The organism is Microvirga medicaginis (genome assembly GCF_052658925.1).
In genome coordinates, this window is record NZ_JBQWEL010000011.1 from 70,766 (window position 1) to 88,171 (window position 17,406).

The 17,406-nt window shown below is 61.9% G+C and carries 25 protein-coding genes; 24 read left to right on the forward strand and 1 reads right to left on the reverse strand.

Translation table 11 applies throughout. The features are described 5' to 3' along the window. Positions 1 to 89 precede the first annotated feature (89 nt). From rplN to ACUXUR_RS15245, 12 genes are all read left to right on the forward strand, one after another. Positions 90 to 458 (forward strand): 50S ribosomal protein L14, encoded by a 369-nt coding sequence (rplN, locus tag ACUXUR_RS15190; protein ID WP_009764309.1) that lies wholly within the window; start codon positions 90 to 92, stop codon positions 456 to 458. Beyond that, positions 458 to 775 (forward strand): 50S ribosomal protein L24, encoded by a 318-nt coding sequence (gene rplX, locus ACUXUR_RS15195; protein ID WP_047186981.1) that lies wholly within the window; start codon positions 458 to 460, stop codon positions 773 to 775. The genes rplN and rplX overlap by 1 nt, the downstream gene beginning before the upstream one ends. Next, positions 768 to 1,334 carry a 50S ribosomal protein L5 gene (gene rplE, locus ACUXUR_RS15200; protein ID WP_445503188.1) on the forward strand — a complete coding sequence of 189 codons (567 nt, stop codon included), beginning with the start codon at positions 768 to 770 and terminating at the stop codon, positions 1,332 to 1,334. Before rplX ends, rplE begins: the two co-directional genes overlap by 8 nt. A 39-nt stretch (positions 1,335 to 1,373) precedes the next feature. Next, complete coding sequence (gene rpsN / locus ACUXUR_RS15205) at positions 1,374 to 1,679, forward strand: 30S ribosomal protein S14 (protein WP_445503189.1); 306 nt, start codon at positions 1,374 to 1,376, stop codon at positions 1,677 to 1,679. 15 nt (positions 1,680 to 1,694) lie between these two features. Continuing rightward, positions 1,695 to 2,090, forward strand: coding sequence for a 30S ribosomal protein S8 (gene rpsH, locus ACUXUR_RS15210; protein ID WP_116529228.1), 396 nt, complete (start codon positions 1,695 to 1,697; stop codon positions 2,088 to 2,090). Positions 2,091 to 2,127: 37 nt separating this feature from the next. Beyond that, on the forward strand, positions 2,128 to 2,661 hold the full coding sequence (gene rplF, locus ACUXUR_RS15215; RefSeq protein WP_445503190.1) for a 50S ribosomal protein L6: 534 nt from the start codon (positions 2,128 to 2,130) through the stop codon (positions 2,659 to 2,661). A 12-nt stretch (positions 2,662 to 2,673) separates the two neighbouring features. After that, positions 2,674 to 3,036, forward strand: a complete 363-nt coding sequence (rplR, locus tag ACUXUR_RS15220) for a 50S ribosomal protein L18 (RefSeq protein WP_445503191.1) — start codon at positions 2,674 to 2,676, stop codon at positions 3,034 to 3,036. Positions 3,037 to 3,160: 124 nt separating this feature from the next. Continuing rightward, complete coding sequence (rpsE, locus tag ACUXUR_RS15225) at positions 3,161 to 3,730, forward strand: 30S ribosomal protein S5 (RefSeq protein ID WP_160882516.1); 570 nt, start codon at positions 3,161 to 3,163, stop codon at positions 3,728 to 3,730. Between the two features lie 14 nt (positions 3,731 to 3,744). Then, a complete protein-coding gene (gene rpmD, locus ACUXUR_RS15230; RefSeq protein ID WP_445503192.1) occupies positions 3,745 to 3,948 on the forward strand; it encodes a 50S ribosomal protein L30 in 204 nt (67 codons plus the stop codon). An 11-nt stretch (positions 3,949 to 3,959) separates the two neighbouring features. Beyond that, complete coding sequence (rplO, locus tag ACUXUR_RS15235) at positions 3,960 to 4,433, forward strand: 50S ribosomal protein L15 (protein WP_445503193.1); 474 nt, start codon at positions 3,960 to 3,962, stop codon at positions 4,431 to 4,433. Between the two features lie 205 nt (positions 4,434 to 4,638). Beyond that, a complete protein-coding gene (gene secY / locus ACUXUR_RS15240; RefSeq protein ID WP_445503194.1) occupies positions 4,639 to 5,973 on the forward strand; it encodes a preprotein translocase subunit SecY in 1,335 nt (444 codons plus the stop codon). A gap of 57 nt (positions 5,974 to 6,030) precedes the next feature. Continuing rightward, complete coding sequence (locus ACUXUR_RS15245; RefSeq protein ID WP_445503195.1) at positions 6,031 to 6,612, forward strand: adenylate kinase; 582 nt, start codon at positions 6,031 to 6,033, stop codon at positions 6,610 to 6,612. A gap of 88 nt (positions 6,613 to 6,700) precedes the next feature. Here the strand turns inward: ACUXUR_RS15245 and ACUXUR_RS15250 are convergent, their stop codons facing one another. Continuing rightward, positions 6,701 to 7,039, reverse strand: coding sequence for a DUF6968 family protein (locus ACUXUR_RS15250; RefSeq protein WP_445503196.1), 339 nt, complete (start codon positions 7,037 to 7,039; stop codon positions 6,701 to 6,703). A 762-nt stretch (positions 7,040 to 7,801) separates the two neighbouring features. Between ACUXUR_RS15250 and rpsM the strand changes: the two genes are divergently transcribed. From rpsM to ACUXUR_RS15310, 12 genes are all read left to right on the forward strand, one after another. After that, positions 7,802 to 8,170, forward strand: a complete 369-nt coding sequence (gene rpsM / locus ACUXUR_RS15255; RefSeq protein ID WP_047186968.1) for a 30S ribosomal protein S13 — start codon at positions 7,802 to 7,804, stop codon at positions 8,168 to 8,170. Positions 8,171 to 8,248: 78 nt separating this feature from the next. After that, on the forward strand, positions 8,249 to 8,638 hold the full coding sequence (rpsK, locus tag ACUXUR_RS15260) for a 30S ribosomal protein S11 (protein ID WP_047186967.1): 390 nt from the start codon (positions 8,249 to 8,251) through the stop codon (positions 8,636 to 8,638). 91 nt (positions 8,639 to 8,729) lie between these two features. Beyond that, positions 8,730 to 9,752: a DNA-directed RNA polymerase subunit alpha gene (locus ACUXUR_RS15265; RefSeq protein ID WP_445503197.1), complete on the forward strand. Its 1,023-nt coding sequence runs from the start codon at positions 8,730 to 8,732 to the stop codon at positions 9,750 to 9,752. A gap of 121 nt (positions 9,753 to 9,873) precedes the next feature. Then, positions 9,874 to 10,296 (forward strand): 50S ribosomal protein L17, encoded by a 423-nt coding sequence (rplQ, locus tag ACUXUR_RS15270; protein WP_116529238.1) that lies wholly within the window; start codon positions 9,874 to 9,876, stop codon positions 10,294 to 10,296. Positions 10,297 to 10,581: 285 nt separating this feature from the next. After that, on the forward strand, positions 10,582 to 11,988 hold the full coding sequence (locus tag ACUXUR_RS15275; protein WP_445503198.1) for a Do family serine endopeptidase: 1,407 nt from the start codon (positions 10,582 to 10,584) through the stop codon (positions 11,986 to 11,988). Next, positions 11,985 to 12,431 (forward strand): GNAT family N-acetyltransferase, encoded by a 447-nt coding sequence (locus ACUXUR_RS15280; protein ID WP_445503199.1) that lies wholly within the window; start codon positions 11,985 to 11,987, stop codon positions 12,429 to 12,431. The genes ACUXUR_RS15275 and ACUXUR_RS15280 overlap by 4 nt, the downstream gene beginning before the upstream one ends. Continuing rightward, a complete protein-coding gene (locus ACUXUR_RS15285) occupies positions 12,428 to 13,750 on the forward strand; it encodes a replication-associated recombination protein A (RefSeq protein ID WP_445503200.1) in 1,323 nt (440 codons plus the stop codon). Before ACUXUR_RS15280 ends, ACUXUR_RS15285 begins: the two co-directional genes overlap by 4 nt. 3 nt (positions 13,751 to 13,753) lie before the next feature. Then, positions 13,754 to 14,140, forward strand: a complete 387-nt coding sequence (crcB, locus tag ACUXUR_RS15290; RefSeq protein ID WP_445503201.1) for a fluoride efflux transporter CrcB — start codon at positions 13,754 to 13,756, stop codon at positions 14,138 to 14,140. 9 nt (positions 14,141 to 14,149) lie between these two features. Next, positions 14,150 to 14,680, forward strand: coding sequence for an alpha/beta fold hydrolase (locus ACUXUR_RS15295; RefSeq protein WP_445503202.1), 531 nt, complete (start codon positions 14,150 to 14,152; stop codon positions 14,678 to 14,680). Positions 14,681 to 14,740: 60 nt separating this feature from the next. Beyond that, positions 14,741 to 16,021 carry an RluA family pseudouridine synthase gene (locus ACUXUR_RS15300; protein ID WP_445503203.1) on the forward strand — a complete coding sequence of 427 codons (1,281 nt, stop codon included), beginning with the start codon at positions 14,741 to 14,743 and terminating at the stop codon, positions 16,019 to 16,021. 116 nt (positions 16,022 to 16,137) lie between these two features. Then, the gene (locus ACUXUR_RS15305) at positions 16,138 to 16,599 is read left to right on the forward strand and encodes a hypothetical protein (RefSeq protein WP_445503204.1); all 462 of its coding nucleotides are present in this window, start codon (positions 16,138 to 16,140) and stop codon (positions 16,597 to 16,599) included. A gap of 132 nt (positions 16,600 to 16,731) precedes the next feature. Continuing rightward, the gene (locus ACUXUR_RS15310) at positions 16,732 to 17,319 is read left to right on the forward strand and encodes a GNAT family N-acetyltransferase (RefSeq protein WP_445503205.1); all 588 of its coding nucleotides are present in this window, start codon (positions 16,732 to 16,734) and stop codon (positions 17,317 to 17,319) included. The last annotated feature ends 87 nt before the right edge of the window (positions 17,320 to 17,406 follow it).

Below are 17,406 nucleotides of genomic sequence, written 5' to 3' on the forward strand. Positions count from 1 at the left end.
GGGACATCAGATCCCCGTCAGGCGTAGTCCGGGGGGCAATCGTGCCTTGACCCGGAAACCTGTCTGAAACAAAGGAAAGGATCAAAGCCATGATCCAGATGCAGACGAATCTTGACGTCGCCGATAACTCCGGCGCCCGTCGCGTGATGTGCATCAAGGTTCTCGGCGGTTCGAAGCGTAAGTACGCTTCCGTGGGCGATATCATCGTCGTATCCGTGAAAGAGGCTATTCCGCGCGGCCGCGTGAAGAAGGGCGACGTCATGAAGGCGGTCGTCGTGCGCACCGCCAAGGACATCCGTCGCGCTGACGGCTCGGTCATCCGTTTTGACCGCAATGCCGCCGTTCTGATCAACAATCAGAAAGAGCCGGTCGGCACTCGTATCTTCGGCCCCGTTCCGCGTGAACTGCGTGCCAAGAACCACATGAAGATCATTTCGCTTGCGCCGGAGGTGCTCTAATGGCCGCGAAGATCAAGAAGGGCGACAAGGTCGTCGTCCTGACCGGTCGCGACAAGGGCAAGACCGGTGAAGTCGTGCAGGTGCTCCCGAAGGAAGAGCGCGCGGTCGTCCGTGGCGTGAACCTGGTGAAGCGCCACCAGCGCCAGACGGCAAGTCAGGAGAGCGGCATCATTACCAAGGAAGCCCCGATCCATCTGTCGAACCTGGCCTATGCGGACCCGAAGGACGGCAAGCCGACCCGGGTTGGTTTCAAAGTTCTCGAAGACGGCCGCAAGGTCCGCTTCGCCAAGCGTTCGGGGGACCTGATCGATGGCTAAGGCTCAGGTGGACGGTTACACGCCGCGGCTTAAGAAGCACTACGAGGAAGTGGTGCGTCCGAAGCTCATTGAAGAATTCGGCTACAAGAACCCCATGGAAGTGCCGCAGATCGACAAGATCGTGCTCAACATGGGCGTTGGCGAGTCGACCGCTGATTCCAAGAAGGCTTCGGTCGCCGCTGCCGATCTCGCGCTCATCGCCGGTCAGAAGCCGGTGATCACGAAAGCCCGCAAGGCTATCTCGCAGTTCAAGGTCCGCGAGAACATGCCGATCGGCGCCAAGGTTACGCTCCGCAAGGTGCGTATGTACGAGTTCCTCGATCGTCTCGTCACCATCGCGCTTCCCCGCGTTCGCGACTTCCGTGGTCTGAACCCCCGGTCGTTCGACGGTCGCGGCAACTACGCGATGGGCATCAAGGAGCACCTGGTGTTCCCTGAGATCAATTACGACAAGGTGGAGCAGGTTTGGGGTATGGACGTCATCATCACGACGACGGCCAAGACCGACGAAGAAGCCCGCGCTCTGCTGCGTCACTTCAACTTCCCGTTCCGGCAGTGAGGATAGCTGTCCTCAGACGCGGACACTGGAGATAAAAGAATGGCTAAGAAAAGCGCTATTGAGAAGAACAAGCATCGTCGTCAGCTGGTGAAGAAGTTCGCCGGCCGTCGCGAGCGCCTGCTGGCGATCGCCAACGATGAGTCGAAGAGTATGGAGGAGCGCTTCGAGGCGCGCCTCAAGCTCGCTGAGCTGCCGCGCAATGCGAGCCCGACCCGGATCCGCAACCGTTGCGAGATCACGGGCCGTCCGCGCGCTTACTACCGCAAGCTCGGCATGTCGCGCATCGCTCTGCGCGAGCTCGGCAACAAGGGCCTGATCCCGGGCCTCGTGAAGTCCAGCTGGTAAGAGGGGGGGCGTTATATGATCAACGATCCGTTGGGCGATATGCTCACCCGTATCCGCAACGCGCAGATGCGTCGTCGCGGCACTGTCAGCACCCCTGGCTCGAAGCTCCGTGCCCGTGTTCTCGAGGTTCTCAAGAACGAAGGCTACATTCGCGACTACTCGCAGACCGAGTTCGGCAATGGCCGTACCGAGTTCTCGATCGAGCTGAAGTACTATGACGGTCAGCCGGTGATCCGCTCCATCGAGCGCGTCTCCAAGCCGGGCCGCCGCGTGTATGCTTCCGTCGACACCATGCCTCGCGTGGCTGACGGCCTCGGCATCACCATTCTCTCGACGCCTCAGGGCGTGATGGCCGATCATGAGGCCCGTGAGAAGAACGTGGGCGGCGAAGTGCTCTGCAAGGTCTTCTAAGGCCTAAGCAACAGCACAGAACCACGGAGATTCCAGAATGTCACGAGTAGGCAAAAAGCCGGTTCCGGTTCCGTCGGGTGTGACGGCGACCGTTGACGGTCAGATGGTGAAGATGAAGGGCTCGAAGGGCGAACTCTCGTTCCTTGTTCCCGATGAAGTGTCGGTTGCTCTTGAGAATGGTGCCGTGTCGGTGACCCCGCGCGACCAGTCCAAGGATGCTCGCGCCAAGTGGGGCCTCTCCCGCGCTCAGGTTGCCAACCTGGTGCAGGGCGTGTCCAACGGCTTCGAGAAGCGCCTTGAGATCAACGGCGTCGGCTACAAGGCCGCTGTCGCTGGCAAGGTGCTGAAGCTGTCGCTCGGCTACAGCCATGACATCGACTTCGAAATTCCGGCCGGCATCACGATCACGACGCCTAAGCCGACTGAAGTCGTCGTCGCCGGCATCGACAAGCAGAAGGTCGGCCAGACTGCCGCCGAGATCCGCGAATATCGCGGTCCGGAGCCCTACAAGGGCAAGGGCGTCAAGTATTCCGACGAGTTCATCTTCCGCAAGGAAGGCAAGAAGAAGTAAGGACGACGTATCATGGCTGAGAAGAAAGGCGCTGAAGATCGCCGCAAGGCTCGGGTACGCCGTGCGATCAAGAAGGCTGCGAACGGCCGCCCGCGTTTGTCGGTGTTCCGTTCGTCCAAGCAGATCTATGCCCAGGTCATCGATGACGAGCGCGGCGTGACCGTCGCTTCGGCTTCGACCCTTGAGAAGGACATGCGCGGCAAGCTCAAGACCGGCGCCACCGTCGAGGCGGCAAAGGAAGTGGGCAAGCTCGTTGCCGAGCGCGCAGCCAAGGCTGGCGTGACGCAGGTGATCTTCGATCGCTCGGGCTACCTTTATCATGGCCGCGTCAAGGCTCTGGCCGACGCTGCCCGTGAAGGCGGTCTGGACTTCTAATTCTTTCGAAAATTCATGAGCGGGGCGGGGAGTGGTTTACCTCCCGCCCTGATCGTGCTTTACGGCGGGTATCGTATACAACCCTTAGCGAGCGGGCCCGCCGCCCGCGCAAGTGAGAGGTCTCATGGCAAGAGAACCGAGAGAACGTGCTGATCGCGAAGAGCGCGACAGCGAATTCGTGGATCGTCTGGTCCACATCAACCGCGTTGCCAAAGTCGTGAAGGGCGGCCGTCGCTTCGGCTTCGCTGCTCTCGTCGTCGTTGGCGACCAGAAGGGCCGCGTCGGCTTCGGCCATGGCAAGGCTCGTGAGGTTCCGGAAGCGATCCGCAAGGCCACCGACGCTGCAAAGCGTTCGATGATCCGCGTGTCCCTCCGCGAGGGCCGCACCCTGCACCACGACGTGAACGGCCGCCACGGCGCCGGCAAGGTCGTGCTGCGTGCTGCTCCCCAGGGTACCGGCATCATCGCCGGCGGTCCGATGCGCGCTGTCTTCGAGGCGGTCGGCATGCAGGACGTCGTGTCGAAGTCGCTCGGCTCGTCGAACCCCTACAACCTCGTTCGTGCAACCTTCGATGCGCTCAAGAACGAGGACAGCCCGCGCGCCGTGGCTGCTCGCCGTGGCCTGAAGGTCTCGACGCTGCAGGCTCGCCGTCGCGATGCTGATGCCAGCGCCGATGCTGGCGCTGAAGCGTAAGGGAGGCTTCGACAATGGCAAAGAAGCCTGCTGCAGCAGCAACCATCACCGTTGAGCAGGTCGGTTCGCCGATCCGCCGCGAGGCCAAGCAGCGCCAGACGCTGATCGGCCTCAAGCTCAACAAGCTTCATCGCACCTCGACCTTGGAAGACACGCCGGCTGTGCGCGGCATGATCGAGAAGGTCAAGCACCTCGTGCGCGTTGTCGACGGGCAGTGAGGAGAGCGGTCATGAAACTTAACGAAATTCGTGACAACGAAGGTTCCACCAAGAACCGCATGCGCGTCGGCCGTGGTATCGGCTCGGGCAAGGGCAAGACCGGTGGTCGCGGCGTGAAGGGTCAGAAGGCCCGTACCGGCGTGGCGATCAAGGGCTTCGAAGGCGGTCAGATGCCTCTGCACCGTCGTCTGCCGAAGCGCGGCTTCAACAAGCCGAACGCCATCGAGCTGAACGAGGTCAATGTCGGCCGCATTCAGCAAGCGGTCGAGGCCGGCAAGCTCGACCAGGCCGCTCCGGTCACCGTCGAGACGCTGGTTGCCGCCGGTGTGGTCTCCAAGCCGCGCGACGGCGTGAAGATCCTCGGCGTCGGCGAACTCAAGGCCAAGCTGTCCTTCCAGGTCCATGGCGCGTCCAAGTCGGCCGTCGAGGCGATCGAGAAGGCGGGCGGCTCGGTGACCCTCCTGGGCGCCGTTGCACAGGCGTGAGCCTGAGCCCACATTAGCTGAAGATCCAAGCGGCGGCCCGCGTCTGATCGCGTGGCCGCCGTTTGTGTGATGTGAGTTACGTAAGTTTCAGTTTGACTGCGCCCGATGAAGGCGCGATCAAGCTCCTGCCTTAAGATTTGCATGATCCGTGCGGAGACGTCTCCGCTTCAACGTCGATCATGCTTGGGTATTTCGGGGACGAAAAATGGCTTCAGCAGCCGAGCAACTCGCCGCAAACATCAATTTCGGTTCGATCGCCAAAGCCGAAGAATTGAAGAAGCGCATTTGGTTCACCCTCGGTGCGCTCATCATCTATCGCCTCGGCACCTATATTCCGCTGCCGGGCGTCAATCCGGAGGCTCTGGCCCAGAGCTTCCAGAACGCCAGCGGCGGCGTGCTGGGCCTGTTCAACATGTTCTCGGGCGGCGCCGTCGAGCGCATGGCGATTTTTGCCCTGAACATCATGCCTTACATCTCGGCATCGATCATCGTTCAGCTCCTCACCTCTGTTCTTCCCTCGCTTGAGGCGCTGAAGAAGGAAGGCGAGGCGGGTCGCAAGATCCTGAACCAGTACACCCGCTATCTCACCGTGTTCCTTGCGCTCTTCCAGTCGTGGGGCATCGCGGTTGGTCTGCAGAGCTCCGGCAACATCGTGCTGGCGCCCGGGCCATTCTTCCTGATCTCCACGGTCATCACGCTCACCGGCGGCACCATGTTCCTCATGTGGCTGGGCGAGCAGATCACCTCGCGCGGCATCGGCAACGGTACCTCGCTGATCATCTTCGCAGGCATCGTCGCCAACCTGCCGCGAGCCATCGCCGGAACCCTCGAGCTCGGCCGTCAGGGCGCGATCTCCACGGGGCTGATCCTCGGCGTGATCGTGATGGCTGTCGCCATCATCTACTTCGTCGTGTTCATGGAGCGCGCCCAGCGCCGCCTGCTCATCAATTATCCGAAGCGCCAGGTCGGCAACCGCATGTACGAGGGGCAGACCTCGTTCCTGCCGCTCAAGCTGAACACGTCGGGCGTGATTCCGCCGATCTTCGCCTCTTCCCTGCTCCTGCTGCCGGCCACTATCGCCAGCTTCCAGAGTACTGACGGCACAGGCATTGTCGCTATGCTGACGGCTTATCTGGGCCATGGGCGCCCGGCCTACATGTTCCTCTATGCGGCCCTGATCGTCTTTTTCGCGTTCTTCTACACGGCGATCGTGTTCAACCCCACCGAAACGGCAGACAACCTGAAGAAGCAGGGCGGCTTCATCCCGGGTATTCGTCCTGGTGAACGGACGGCCGACTTTATCGATCAGGTGTTGACTCGCATCACCGTTCTCGGTGCAGCTTACCTCGTCATCATCTGCCTGATTCCAGAGCTTCTGGTCTCATACGCGGCCCTGCCATTCTACTTTGGCGGTACTTCGCTTCTGATCGTCGTGTCGGTTACCATGGACACGGTCGCTCAGGTGCACGGCCACCTTCTGGCTCACCAGTACGAGGGTCTCGTCAAGAAGGCGAAGCTCAAGGGCGCACGGCGGCGGTAAAGAACTGGGTTTCTCGCCGGGCAAGGCGGGAAACCCTAAATATTGAGGGGAACGTCTATGAGGATCATCCTGCTGGGGCCGCCTGGGGCCGGTAAAGGGACCCAGGCTGTACGTCTGGTCGAGCGCCTGGGGATTCCCCAGCTGTCGACCGGCGACATGCTCCGCGCAGCGGTGGCTGCCGGCACGCCAGTGGGTCTCAAGGCCAAGGCCGTCATGGATCGGGGCGATCTGGTTTCCGACGATATCGTGGTGGGAATCATCGCCGACCGGATCGAGGAAGCCGACGCCAAGAAAGGCTTCATCCTCGACGGATTCCCCCGGACGGTCGCGCAGGCCGAGGCGTTCGATTCCATGCTGGCCCAGAAGGGCCTTAAGCTCGATGCGGTCATCGAGTTCAAGGTCAACGAGGACGAGCTCGTGGGCCGCATCGTGAAGCGTGCTCAGGAATGCGAAGCCCGCGGCGAGCCGGTCCGCAAGGACGACAATCCGGAAGTCTTCAAGACCCGTCTCGAGGCCTACCGGGCCCAGACGGCGCCGCTCTCCGCCTATTATCAGGGCAAGGGCATGCTGAAGACCGTCGACGGCATGAGGCCGATCGACGAGGTGACCGAAGCGGTCAAGGACATTCTCGGACGGTGAGAGCAGAGGGCAGGGGCAATTGGCCCCTGCAATCACTAAGCCTCGGATCCTGCATGAGATCGGCTTGTCCGATAAAATCAGTGCTTATTCAGCCATCGAACTTTTTATCATAGCCGATAAGCATGTCCCGTGCGTTCTTTGGTACGGGGAAGCCGTACCCATCGTTCGGATCGCCCCATCTCAGCCGACCTGACTTGTGATAGTCGCTGAAATAGAGGCTTATTCCGATGCTTTGAAGTGTCAGGACCAGTGCCTGAACAGAGTCTATTCCATAGGCTGCACGCGCCTCAATGCCGTTTGGCCAGCCTATGGTATACCGACAGCTCCAGTCCTTTTCATTCTCTTCAGGGGCATACAATGACACTGGAACGGGTATGACAACTCCGTCCTCAGTCACATACTCAAGCTTTCGTGTCGAGATAAGCATCGAAATCCCTAATAGTTCAGCGGTGGAATTGGATAACCATTCTCACACGCCACTTGGCGGACCTTGGCCTGAGCGTAGCAGCTTCGCATAGCGACAAGCCGACAGTGGAAGCGGTCCCGTTCATACTGCAGCGCACACTCGTCGATCTTCTGTCGCGCAGCCAGTGTTATCCGGCCAGCTCTATCATCGACTTTGAGGCGCTCGGTTTGAGGCGCGACCTCTCGATTTCGATACGCACCATTGCTGCCACCGCCGCGACTGCTCGTCCAGCGCCCCCACCTGACGATCCAGCTGGGACACGAGGCTGGTTAGGGTCATATCGATGCTCAAGAAAATGCCGCAGTCGAAGATCTAAGGCCTGCCGCCGGAGGGCAACGAGGCGGCATCTCAATGAGAGCAAATTGCTTTTGGAGCGAAGGGGCTGATTCATTCAAAAAGACCCCAATCAACCATCTAAGCTTGGCTGGTTTCAGGAATATTATCAAGAACAAAAATAGAACACAACCCTGATACGCAACTTTCAAAGCAGGGACTTTCGTAATCGGAGGGATCCAGCCTCTGAGGTTCTCAAAAAGAGTTGACGTAGCGCCAGAAAGGGGCTATGTGCCAACCCTTGCATCGGAAGTTATTCGGTTCTGAGGGCTTCGGAAGAGGTCGCTCGGGCCGTTTTCTTTTGCATAAATAACCCGCGCAGGGGCCGGCCTCCACCGGACGCGCGAAACATCAACAGAAGCTCAGGCTTCGACCATATGGAGACGGACGATGGCCCGTATTGCAGGCGTCAACATCCCGACCGCCAAGCGCGTTGTGATCGCGCTTCAGTATATCCACGGCATTGGGCCCAAGAAGGCTCAGGAGATCATCGAGAAGGTCAACATCCCGGCCGAGCGCCGCGTGAACCAGCTGACCGACGCCGAGGTTCTGGCCATCCGCGAAACCATCGACCGTGATTACATGGTTGAGGGTGACCTTCGCCGTGAAGTGTCCATGAACATCAAGCGCCTGATGGATCTCGGTGCTTATCGTGGCCTGCGCCACCGCCGCAGCCTGCCGGTTCGTGGTCAGCGCACCCACACGAACGCTCGCACCCGTAAGGGCAAGGCGAAGCCGATCGCCGGCAAGAAGAAGTAAGTTTTCATGGCTGCCCGGTCAGGGTGGCCTTTTCTCCCGAGCGCCTGGCATCACGGGCGCGTTTGAAGGATCTTTGGAATGGCAAAAGAAGCGACCCGCGTCCGCCGCCGCGAACGCAAGAACATCGTCTCCGGCGTGGCGCATGTGAACGCCTCGTTCAACAACACCATGATCACCATCACCGACGCCCAGGGCAACACGATCTCGTGGTCCTCGGCCGGCGCGATGGGCTTCAAGGGCTCGCGTAAGTCGACCCCGTACGCTGCGCAGGTTGCAGCTGAGGACGCCGCCCGCAAGGCTTCCGAGCACGGCATGCGCACCCTCGAGGTCGAGGTGTCCGGCCCCGGCTCCGGCCGTGAGTCCGCGCTGCGCGCCCTTCAGTCGGCAGGCTTCACCGTCACTTCGATCCGTGATGTGACGCCGATCCCGCACAACGGCTGCCGCCCGCGCAAGCGTCGCCGCGTCTAATCAAGATCATCCGGCGCGTGGGCCACGGCCCGCGCGCATTCCGGTTTAGGGCCGGCGTTGAAGCCGCCCTTCGAGCGGTACCTCAAGAGGTGTGGTTGTGATCCAAAAGAACTGGCAAGAGCTGATTAAGCCGAACAAGCTCGAAGTCGCCCCCGGTGACGATCCGAAGCGCATTGCGACGGTCGTGGCCGAGCCGCTCGAGCGTGGTTTCGGCACGACGCTCGGCAACTCGCTGCGTCGCGTTCTCCTGTCGTCGCTCCAGGGCGCCGCCGTGACGTCGATCCATATCGACGGCGTGCTGCATGAGTTCTCGTCTATCCCGGGCGTCCGCGAGGATGTGACGGATATCGTCCTCAACGTGAAGGCAATCGCCATCAAGATGCAGGGTGAAGGCCCGAAGCGCCTGACGCTTCGCAAGACCGGCCCCGGTGCCGTCACCGCTGGCGACATCAACACGGTTGGCGACGTGCAGATCCTGAATCCTGAGCTCGTGCTCTGCACCCTCGACGAGGGCGCCGAGATCCGCATGGAGTTCACGGTCGACACCGGCAAGGGCTACGTCCCGGCCGAGCGCAACCGCGCCGAGGATGCTCCGATCGGCCTCATCCCGGTCGACTCCCTCTACAGCCCGGTGAAGAAGGTGTCGTACCGCATCGAGAACACCCGCGAGGGCCAGATTCTCGACTACGACAAGCTCATCATGACAGTCGAGACCAACGGCGCCGTGTCGCCTGAGGATGCCGTGGCCTATGCCGCCCGCATCCTGCAGGACCAGCTCCAGGTCTTCGTCAACTTCGAAGAGCCGCGCAAGGAAGAGACGGCTGCCGCTGCCCCGCAGCTGCCGTTCAATCCGGCCCTGCTCAAGAAGGTCGACGAGCTCGAGCTGTCGGTCCGTTCGGCCAACTGCCTGAAGAACGACAATATCGTCTATATCGGTGACCTCATCCAGAAGTCCGAGGCGGAAATGCTCCGCACTCCGAACTTCGGTCGCAAGTCCCTCAACGAGATCAAGGAAGTTCTGGCCGGCATGGGCCTGCACCTCGGCATGGACGTGCCGGGCTGGCCGCCGGAGAACATCGAAGACCTCGCGAAGCGCTTCGAAGAGCACTACTAAGTTCCCTGAAGCCGCCTTCTCCAACGGAAGGCGGCTTCAAACCTGCCCCGCTCGAAAAAGCGGATCATAAGAGAGACGGCCGTACCTTGGCACGGCGGCCGCAAGATCTAGGAGAGAGCCAATGCGTCACGGATTCCGTGGTCGTCGTTTCAACCGCACGACCGAGCACCGCAAAGCAATGTTCGCCAACATGGCGGCTGCGCTGATCAAACACGAGCAGATCGTTACCACGCTGCCGAAGGCCAAGGACCTCCGTCCGGTCGTCGAGAAGCTGATCACGCTCGGCAAGCGCGGTGACCTGCACGCCCGCCGTCAGGCCATGTCCAAGCTGCGCGATGAGGCCATGGTCAAGAAGCTGTTCGACGTTCTTGGCGCTCGCTACAAGGACCGCAACGGCGGCTACACCCGCGTTCTCAAGGCCGGCTTCCGCTACGGCGACAACGCCCCGATGGCTGTGATCGAGTTCGTCGACCGCGACGTCGATGCACGCGGCCAGGACTCCGGTCCGACCCAGAAGGAAGAGATCGTCGAGGCCGCTGAGTAACCACTCGGCACTCGTCAGACTTCATCAAGGGCGGTCCTTCGGGCCGCCCTTTTTGCTTGTAGGAGGGGCTATCTGCTCCAATCCTTGGAACGTGGTGTTTTCAGTGCCGCGTTCCAGAGCATCGGCTCCAAAGGTGGACTTGCACTTTCGGAGTTAAGCCGGTGCTCCCATTTTAACCGGCGCATCGTTCGGGGCGGAGCCGGAGGTCCGCGTCAGCGAAAACCGGGTCCACTTTTCCGCACGATGCGCTATCGGTTGTTGCCGTTGTTGAAGGGATTCGCCGCCATGCGCTTTTCTCCGTTCCGTCTGTCGATCGTCGCTGTCGTCCTGGCTCTGGGGGTAGGGGGCGCCACGGCGCAGACGCAGCGGGTGGTGCCTGAGAGCAAGGCCCAGGTGCAGCTCTCTTTCGCTCCCATCGTCCGCCAGACCGCAGGTGCAGTGGTCAATGTCTATGCCAGCCGCACGGAGCGCCGGCAGAGTACGGCGATGGAGGAATATTTCCGCCGTTTCTTCGGGGATGATGCGCCGGGTGTCCCGCGCGGGCGGTCTCAGAGGTCCCTCGGCTCCGGCGTGATCGTCGATCCATCAGGCCTCGTGATCACCAATAACCATGTCATCGAGAACATGAACGAGGTGAAGGTGGCGCTCGCCGACCGGCGCGAGTTCGAGGCAGAGATCGTTCTGCGCGACTCGCGCACGGACATCGCCGTGCTCAGGCTGAAGGGGGCTACAAATCTCCAAGCGGTCGAGCTGGGCGACTCGGAAAGCCTCCAGGTCGGCGATATCGTGCTTGCCATCGGCAACCCCTTCGGTGTCGGGCAGACGGTGACCCAGGGCATCGTCTCCGCCCTGGCGCGGACGCAGGTCGGCATCTCTGATTATCAGTTCTTCATTCAGACCGACGCCGCCATCAATCCCGGCAATTCGGGCGGTGCCCTCATCGACATGAATGGACGCGTCGTGGGCATCAACACGGCCATCTATTCCCGCTCCGGCGGCAGCATCGGCATCGGCTTTGCGGTGCCGTCCAGCATGGTGCGGGTGGTGCTGAATTCCGCCAAGGGGGGCGCGCAGAACGTGGTGCGTCCGTGGCTCGGCGCGCGTCTCCAGCCGGTCGACGGGGATATCGCCACCGGCCTTGGCCTGGAGCGTCCGACAGGCGTCCTCGTCACCTCCGTCTACGAAAAGGGACCTGCCGCCGAAGCCGGCCTCAAGCGGGGCGACGTCATTCTCGCGGTCGACGGTCAGCCGGTCGATAACCCGGATTCCTTTGGCTATCGCTTCACCCTCAAAGGCACGCAGGGGCAGGCTCCGTTGACGGTTCTTCGCGGCGGCAAGCAAAGCATGCTTCAGGTCAGGCTCATGCCTCCGCCGGAAGTCCCGCCGCGAGATCCGCTGCGCGGCTCTGCGCGCACCCCGTTCGCGGGCGCGACACTCGTCAACATCTCGCCTGCAGTGGCTGACGAGCTGCAAATCGACGTGGCAGACGAGGGCGTCGTGATTGCCGATCTCGATGAGCGGAGCGTTGCGGGCAGCATCGGTTTCGAGAAGGGTGACCTGATCGTTGCGATCAATGGCGAACGGGTGCCCTCCACGAAGGAGGCCGAGCGCCTGATCGGCCGGGCTGGCGGCTATTGGGAGATTACGGTCAATCGGGGCGGTCGCGTCTTCACGACGGTCCTCGGCCGATGAGCGGATGGTCCGTCTCGAACACGCTTTCCGGGGATGAGATCGATACGGCCTATCGCTGGATCGCGGCGGAAAGCTACTGGGCCAAGGGGCTGCCGCGCACGTTCTTCGAACGCTCCGTGGCGAATTCCCTGTGCTTTGCCCTGCGGGACGCCGCCGGGGAGCTGCGGGGCTTTGCCCGTGTCGTGACCGACAAGGCCACCTTCGCCTATCTCTGCGATGTCTTCGTCTGCGCCAGCGCACGCGGGCAGGGGGCAGGGAAGGCGCTGGTGAGTGCCATCATGGCACATCCGGAACTTCAGCAGCTGCGCCGCTGGATGCTGGCGACGCGGGATGCGCATGGGCTGTATGCCCAATACGGTTTTTCGGCCTTGGAAAACCCTGAAAGGCTCATGCAGCGACTGGACCAGGACGTCTATGCGCGCCTAAGCTCGCAAGAGCCATGAGCGACCTGTTTTCATCCGCCGGTCTCGATCAGAGCGCCCCTCGGCCTCTGGCGGATCGAATGCGGCCTCAGAAGCTGTCCGAGGTCGTCGGTCAGGATCACTTGGTCGGACCGGACGGCATCCTGACCCGGCTCATCGCCTCGAAATCTCTCGGCTCCCTGATCTTCTGGGGGCCGCCCGGCACCGGCAAGACCACGGTCGCGCGGCTCTTGGCCCATGAGACCGATCTGCACTTCGACCAGATCTCGGCGATCTTTTCGGGCGTTGCCGACCTGAAGAAGGTGTTCGAGGCTGCACGGCAGCGCCGCCTGCTCGGCACGGGCACGCTGCTCTTCGTCGACGAGATCCATCGCTTCAACCGCGCCCAGCTCGATGCCTTCCTGCCCGTGATGGAAGACGGCACGATCACGCTGGTGGGCGCAACGACCGAGAACCCATCTTTTGAGCTGAATGCGGCGCTTCTCTCTCGTGCACGCGTGCTTCTCTTCAAGTCGCTCGATGAAGAGGCGATTGAAAAGATCCTCTCGAGAGCCGAAGAGATCACCGGCAAGAAGCTGCCGCTCGATGGGGAGGCCCGCGCCTCGCTCGTGCGTATGTCCGACGGCGACGGCCGTGCCGCTCTGACGCTGGCCGAAGAGGTCTGGCGTTCGGCCAAGCCTGACGAGACCTTCGATGCCGAGCAGCTGCAGGAGATCATCCAGCGTCGCGCGCCGATCTACGACAAGGGGCAGGAGGGGCACTACAATCTTATCTCCGCGCTCCACAAGACCATTCGCGGCTCTGACCCGGATGCGGCGCTCTATTACCTCGCGCGCATGCTCGATGCCGGTGAGGATCGGCTTTTCATCGCGCGCCGCCTCGTTCGGGCGGCGGTGGAGGATATCGGTCTTGCCGATCCGCAGGCACTTGTGATTGCGAACGCCGCAAAGGATGCCTTCGATTTTCTCGGCTCGCCCGAGGGCGAACTCGCGCTTGCGCAGGCCACCGTCTATCTTGCCACGGCGCCGAAATCTAACGCGCTTTACACGGCCTACAAGGCGGCGACGGCGGTGGCGAAGGAGCACGGTTCCCTCATGCCGCCGAAGACGATCCTCAATGCGCCGACCAAGCTCATGAAGAAGATCGGCTATGGCGCAACCTATCGCTATGACCATGACGAGCCTGATGCCTTCTCGGGTCAGGATTACTGGCCCGAGAAACTCGGACGTCAGCATTTCTACGAGCCCGTCGATCGCGGCTTCGAGCGCGAGGTGAAGAAGCGCCTCGATTGGTGGGAGAAACTTCGTCGTGAGCGTCGCGGCGAAGACGACCAGGACTAAATCATGCAAGCCTATCTTCTCGTCTTCCTCGGTGCCGGTATCGGCGGCGCGCTCCGTCACGGGGTCAATCTCGGTTGCGCGCGATATTGTGGGACCGCCTTTCCCTATGGCACGCTAACGGTGAACGTGGTGGGATCATTTCTCATGGGCGCCATCGCCGGATGGCTCGCCTTCAAGGCAGGCACGGGATGGAGCCAGCATATGCGCCTCTTCCTCACCACCGGAATCCTCGGCGGCTTCACCACCTTCTCAGCCTTCTCCCTTGATGCGATGCTGATCTGGGAACGGGGCCAGATGGGGCTTGCGCTCGGCTATGTGGCGGCATCCGTCGTCCTGTCCATCGCAGGCCTTGCGACTGGGCTGGCGCTCATAAGGACTATGGTGGCTTAAGGCCTCCTCATGAAGTGCATCGTCCTCACCGATATCAACGATCTGCCGTCACAGGAAACGTGTTTTCTGTCCGGTCTGAGGGGTTCGATTTCCGTCAAGAGGGTGGGATTAGGGGAGCTTCTTGGTGTTCCGCATCACGGTGAGGAACTCTACCGCGCTCTGGTCCTAGGCGGCTTCGATGCGGCCGCGGCCAGGGTGCTTGAGTGTTTCGGAGATGCGGAAGTCGGATTGGGCTACAGCTCCGGAGGAGCGGTGCTCTGGAAAAGCGTTCTGCGTGGCCTTCGCCTGAACCGGCTCGTCTGCATCTCCTCCACGCGGCTGAAGGATGAGGATCCGCATGCGATGCCGATCCCGGCCCTTACGGTCTTCGGGGATCAGGATCACTCCCGGCCGACGACCTGTTGGAGTGAGGGGAGCCGTTTGGAGAAGCTTCTTCTCCCAGGAGCAGGTCATTCCTTCTATGCGGAGAAGGGTGCGAACTGGCTGACATGCCACGAGGCGGTGCTGAACTTTCTGCGCCCTTGCGGTATTGGGGTTTAAATCCCTCCGCAGGCTCAACCTCGATTGCCGCAAAGGCGGCGCTCTGATACCCACAACCTCATGAAGAAAAGCAGTTCAGGACAGAATGGGGCCCGTCGCGGGCGGTCCGGGGCGCGGCAGAGCTTCCGCTCCCGCGAGGACAAGCCCGCGCGCAAAGGGCCTCCCAAGGGCGCCTCTACCAAGCCGCGTAGCGCAAAGCCTGCGGCGACGAGCCGTTCCGAGGCGCCTTACCGCGAGAGACCGGCGACCAAGACGCCATCGGCCAAGGCTGCCGCGCGGCCCGCGGCCGAGGCTCCGCACAAGCCCACTCGGGCTCAGGCCAAGGCCGCCGCCCAGGAAGTGCTGGCGACGGGCGTGCAGACGCTTGTCGTCGAGCCCGACGAGGCGGACATGCGTGTCGACCGCTTCCTGGTCGCCCGCTTCCCGCAGCTCGCCTTCACCCATATCCAGCGCATCGTCCGCAAGGGCGAGCTGCGCGTCGACGGCAAGCGCGCGCAGCCCAACGACCGGCTCGCCGCCGGCCAGAAGGTCCGCATTCCGCCACTGAAGCTCGACCAGCCGCGCCCGGTCTCGCGCAATGCGGCGAAGGAGCAGAGTGATCTAGAGTTCCTGCAGTCCATCACGCTCTATGAGGACAAAGATGTTCTCATCATCAACAAGCCGATGGGCTTGGCCGTGCAGGGCGGCTCCGGCACGACGCGTCACGTGGATGGCCTGCTCGAATGCATGCGCGACGAGGAAGGGCAGAAGCCGCGCCTCGTGCACCGTCTCGACAAGGATACGGCAGGCTGTCTTGTCATCGCCAAGACGCGCTTTGCCGCGTCCACGATGGCGAAGTCCTTCCGCTCGCGCACCACGCGCAAGATCTATTGGGCACTGGTCGCCGGCGTGCCGCGCGTCCGCCAGGGCCGCGTCTCCACGTATCTCGCCAAGGAGGGCGAGGAGGGCGATGCGCGCATGAAGGTCGCGCGTCACGGCGATGAGGGGGCGAGCCATGCGCTCACCTATTACGCCGTGATCGATACGGCGGCGCAGAAGCTCTCCTGGCTGTCGCTGAAGCCGGTCACCGGACGCACGCACCAGCTGCGTGCGCACACGGCCCATATCGGCCATCCCATCGTCGGCGATCCGAAGTATTTCGATATCGAGAACTGGGAGCTTCCGGGCGGCATCCAGAACAAGCTGCATCTGCTTGCACGGCGCATCGTGATCGCGCACCCGCGAACCGGAAAGCCGATCGATGTGACGGCTCCGTTGCCGCCTCACATGCAGCAGAGCTTCAACCTTCTCGGCTTCGATACGAGTCAGTACGACCCCATCGTCGAGGCTCCTGAGGAGTAATCCGGCCTTTCTTCTTTCGATGCCCTTCTTGTCGCACTTTTGCCGTGGGCGAGGTGCACCATTTCTTGCCTCGGTCACCCCACTGGATGACCGGGACATTGGCAAGGAGGGGATCGATGGAACACAAAGATCTCGACTATCTCCGTAGCGTTGCCGACGTTCAGCCGAAGCCATTGACCCGGCAGGAACGGCTGGATCGCTGGATCAACCTTCTCGAGCGTGATCCGACTCGGCGTCTGAACTCCCTTGGCGAAATCGAATACAAGCCCCCGGCAGAACGGGCTCTGGTTCGGGAGGATAACTCTCCCCTGACAGTGGCCTATGAGGATCCGATCCTGCGGACGGATGGGCTTGCAAGCGACAAGCTCGGTGATGCCATGCGGTATTTCGGGCTCTCGGACGGGCAGGCGCATTACGCTTTGTGCTCATGCCTGAGCGGACAGGTGGCGGAATCCGGGACCTTCGCGCGACGCTTGCGCAACGTGACAGGCGACGTGGCTTGGCAACAGGCTATCGGAGCCTGGGCTCTGGCCGGTTTGGCGGTGGGCTTGCCGGCCATCGTTTATCTGCTGAGCTAAAGCGAATAAGACCGATTTGCTCCCACGACCGGGGACGGCGTACTTTCCCCGGTCGGTGATGTTTGACTGTGGCCGCATGCTCGACGATGAATGGCGAAGCTTCAGCACTAAGAGCGCAAAGGCCCTTCGACCATGCTGCACATCGAGCCTGTGACCCTCTCGACCGACCGGGTTTTTCTTCGTCCCTTGAGCCTCCACGACATTCCCGCGCTCGGCCAAGCGGCCAGCGATGGCGCCTTGTGGGAGAAGAGGACGACCACGGTGCCGAGGCCGGAAGGCTTCGAGGAGTATGTGCGCAAGGCGCTGGATTTGCAGGTTGCGGGCCTCGCGCTGCCTTTCGCGACAATGGTGAAGGACGGCGATCGGGTCGTGGGTTCGACCCGTTTCATGAACATCGATGCCGCCAATCACCGGGTCGAGATCGGCACGACCTGGATCGCGAAATCCTGGCAGCGGACCTTCGTGAACACGCATGCGAAGTATCTCATGCTCCATCATGCCTTTGAGGTCCTGGGCTGTATCGCGGTGGAGATCCGCACTCACTCGCAGAACGATCAGTCGCGTGCCGCCATCGAGCGCCTCGGAGCCAAGCTTGACGGCATCCTGCGGCGTCACATGATCATGCCCGACGGGCATATTCGCGACACCGTCGTCTACAGCATCCTCCGGGAGGAATGGCCCCAAGTGAAGGCTCGCCTGGAGCAGAAGCTGGCCGACTAAGAAGATCTATAAAACTGTCCAAAGCCTCATCCTGAGGAGGACCGTCAGGTCCGTCTCGAAGGACGAGGCGTCTCCAAAGGGCACTGG

Excerpts from the sequence above, each read along its gene's own strand:
- rpmD (WP_445503192.1), top strand. The coding sequence starts at position 3,745 with ATGGCAAAGAAGCCTGCTGCAGCAGCAACCATCACCGTTGAGCAGGTC.
- ACUXUR_RS15245 (WP_445503195.1), top strand. The coding sequence starts at position 6,031 with ATGAGGATCATCCTGCTGGGGCCGCCTGGGGCCGGTAAAGGGACCCAG.
- crcB (WP_445503201.1), top strand. The coding sequence starts at position 13,754 with ATGCAAGCCTATCTTCTCGTCTTCCTCGGTGCCGGTATCGGCGGCGCG.
- ACUXUR_RS15305 (WP_445503204.1), top strand. The coding sequence starts at position 16,138 with ATGGAACACAAAGATCTCGACTATCTCCGTAGCGTTGCCGACGTTCAG.
- rplR (WP_445503191.1), top strand. The coding sequence starts at position 2,674 with ATGGCTGAGAAGAAAGGCGCTGAAGATCGCCGCAAGGCTCGGGTACGC.
- rpsM (WP_047186968.1), top strand. The coding sequence starts at position 7,802 with ATGGCCCGTATTGCAGGCGTCAACATCCCGACCGCCAAGCGCGTTGTG.
- ACUXUR_RS15280 (WP_445503199.1), top strand. The coding sequence starts at position 11,985 with ATGAGCGGATGGTCCGTCTCGAACACGCTTTCCGGGGATGAGATCGAT.
- ACUXUR_RS15300 (WP_445503203.1), top strand. The coding sequence starts at position 14,741 with ATGAAGAAAAGCAGTTCAGGACAGAATGGGGCCCGTCGCGGGCGGTCC.
- rplO (WP_445503193.1), top strand. The coding sequence starts at position 3,960 with ATGAAACTTAACGAAATTCGTGACAACGAAGGTTCCACCAAGAACCGC.
- rplQ (WP_116529238.1), top strand. The coding sequence starts at position 9,874 with ATGCGTCACGGATTCCGTGGTCGTCGTTTCAACCGCACGACCGAGCAC.
- rplF (WP_445503190.1), top strand. The coding sequence starts at position 2,128 with ATGTCACGAGTAGGCAAAAAGCCGGTTCCGGTTCCGTCGGGTGTGACG.
- rpsE (WP_160882516.1), top strand. The coding sequence starts at position 3,161 with ATGGCAAGAGAACCGAGAGAACGTGCTGATCGCGAAGAGCGCGACAGC.
- rplX (WP_047186981.1), top strand. The coding sequence starts at position 458 with ATGGCCGCGAAGATCAAGAAGGGCGACAAGGTCGTCGTCCTGACCGGT.
- ACUXUR_RS15285 (WP_445503200.1), top strand. The coding sequence starts at position 12,428 with ATGAGCGACCTGTTTTCATCCGCCGGTCTCGATCAGAGCGCCCCTCGG.
- ACUXUR_RS15250 (WP_445503196.1), bottom strand. The coding sequence starts at position 7,039 with ATGCTTATCTCGACACGAAAGCTTGAGTATGTGACTGAGGACGGAGTT.
- ACUXUR_RS15310 (WP_445503205.1), top strand. The coding sequence starts at position 16,732 with ATGCTGCACATCGAGCCTGTGACCCTCTCGACCGACCGGGTTTTTCTT.
- rpsH (WP_116529228.1), top strand. The coding sequence starts at position 1,695 with ATGATCAACGATCCGTTGGGCGATATGCTCACCCGTATCCGCAACGCG.
- rpsK (WP_047186967.1), top strand. The coding sequence starts at position 8,249 with ATGGCAAAAGAAGCGACCCGCGTCCGCCGCCGCGAACGCAAGAACATC.
- ACUXUR_RS15275 (WP_445503198.1), top strand. The coding sequence starts at position 10,582 with ATGCGCTTTTCTCCGTTCCGTCTGTCGATCGTCGCTGTCGTCCTGGCT.
- rplE (WP_445503188.1), top strand. The coding sequence starts at position 768 with ATGGCTAAGGCTCAGGTGGACGGTTACACGCCGCGGCTTAAGAAGCAC.
- rpsN (WP_445503189.1), top strand. The coding sequence starts at position 1,374 with ATGGCTAAGAAAAGCGCTATTGAGAAGAACAAGCATCGTCGTCAGCTG.
- secY (WP_445503194.1), top strand. The coding sequence starts at position 4,639 with ATGGCTTCAGCAGCCGAGCAACTCGCCGCAAACATCAATTTCGGTTCG.
- ACUXUR_RS15295 (WP_445503202.1), top strand. The coding sequence starts at position 14,150 with ATGAAGTGCATCGTCCTCACCGATATCAACGATCTGCCGTCACAGGAA.
- rplN (WP_009764309.1), top strand. The coding sequence starts at position 90 with ATGATCCAGATGCAGACGAATCTTGACGTCGCCGATAACTCCGGCGCC.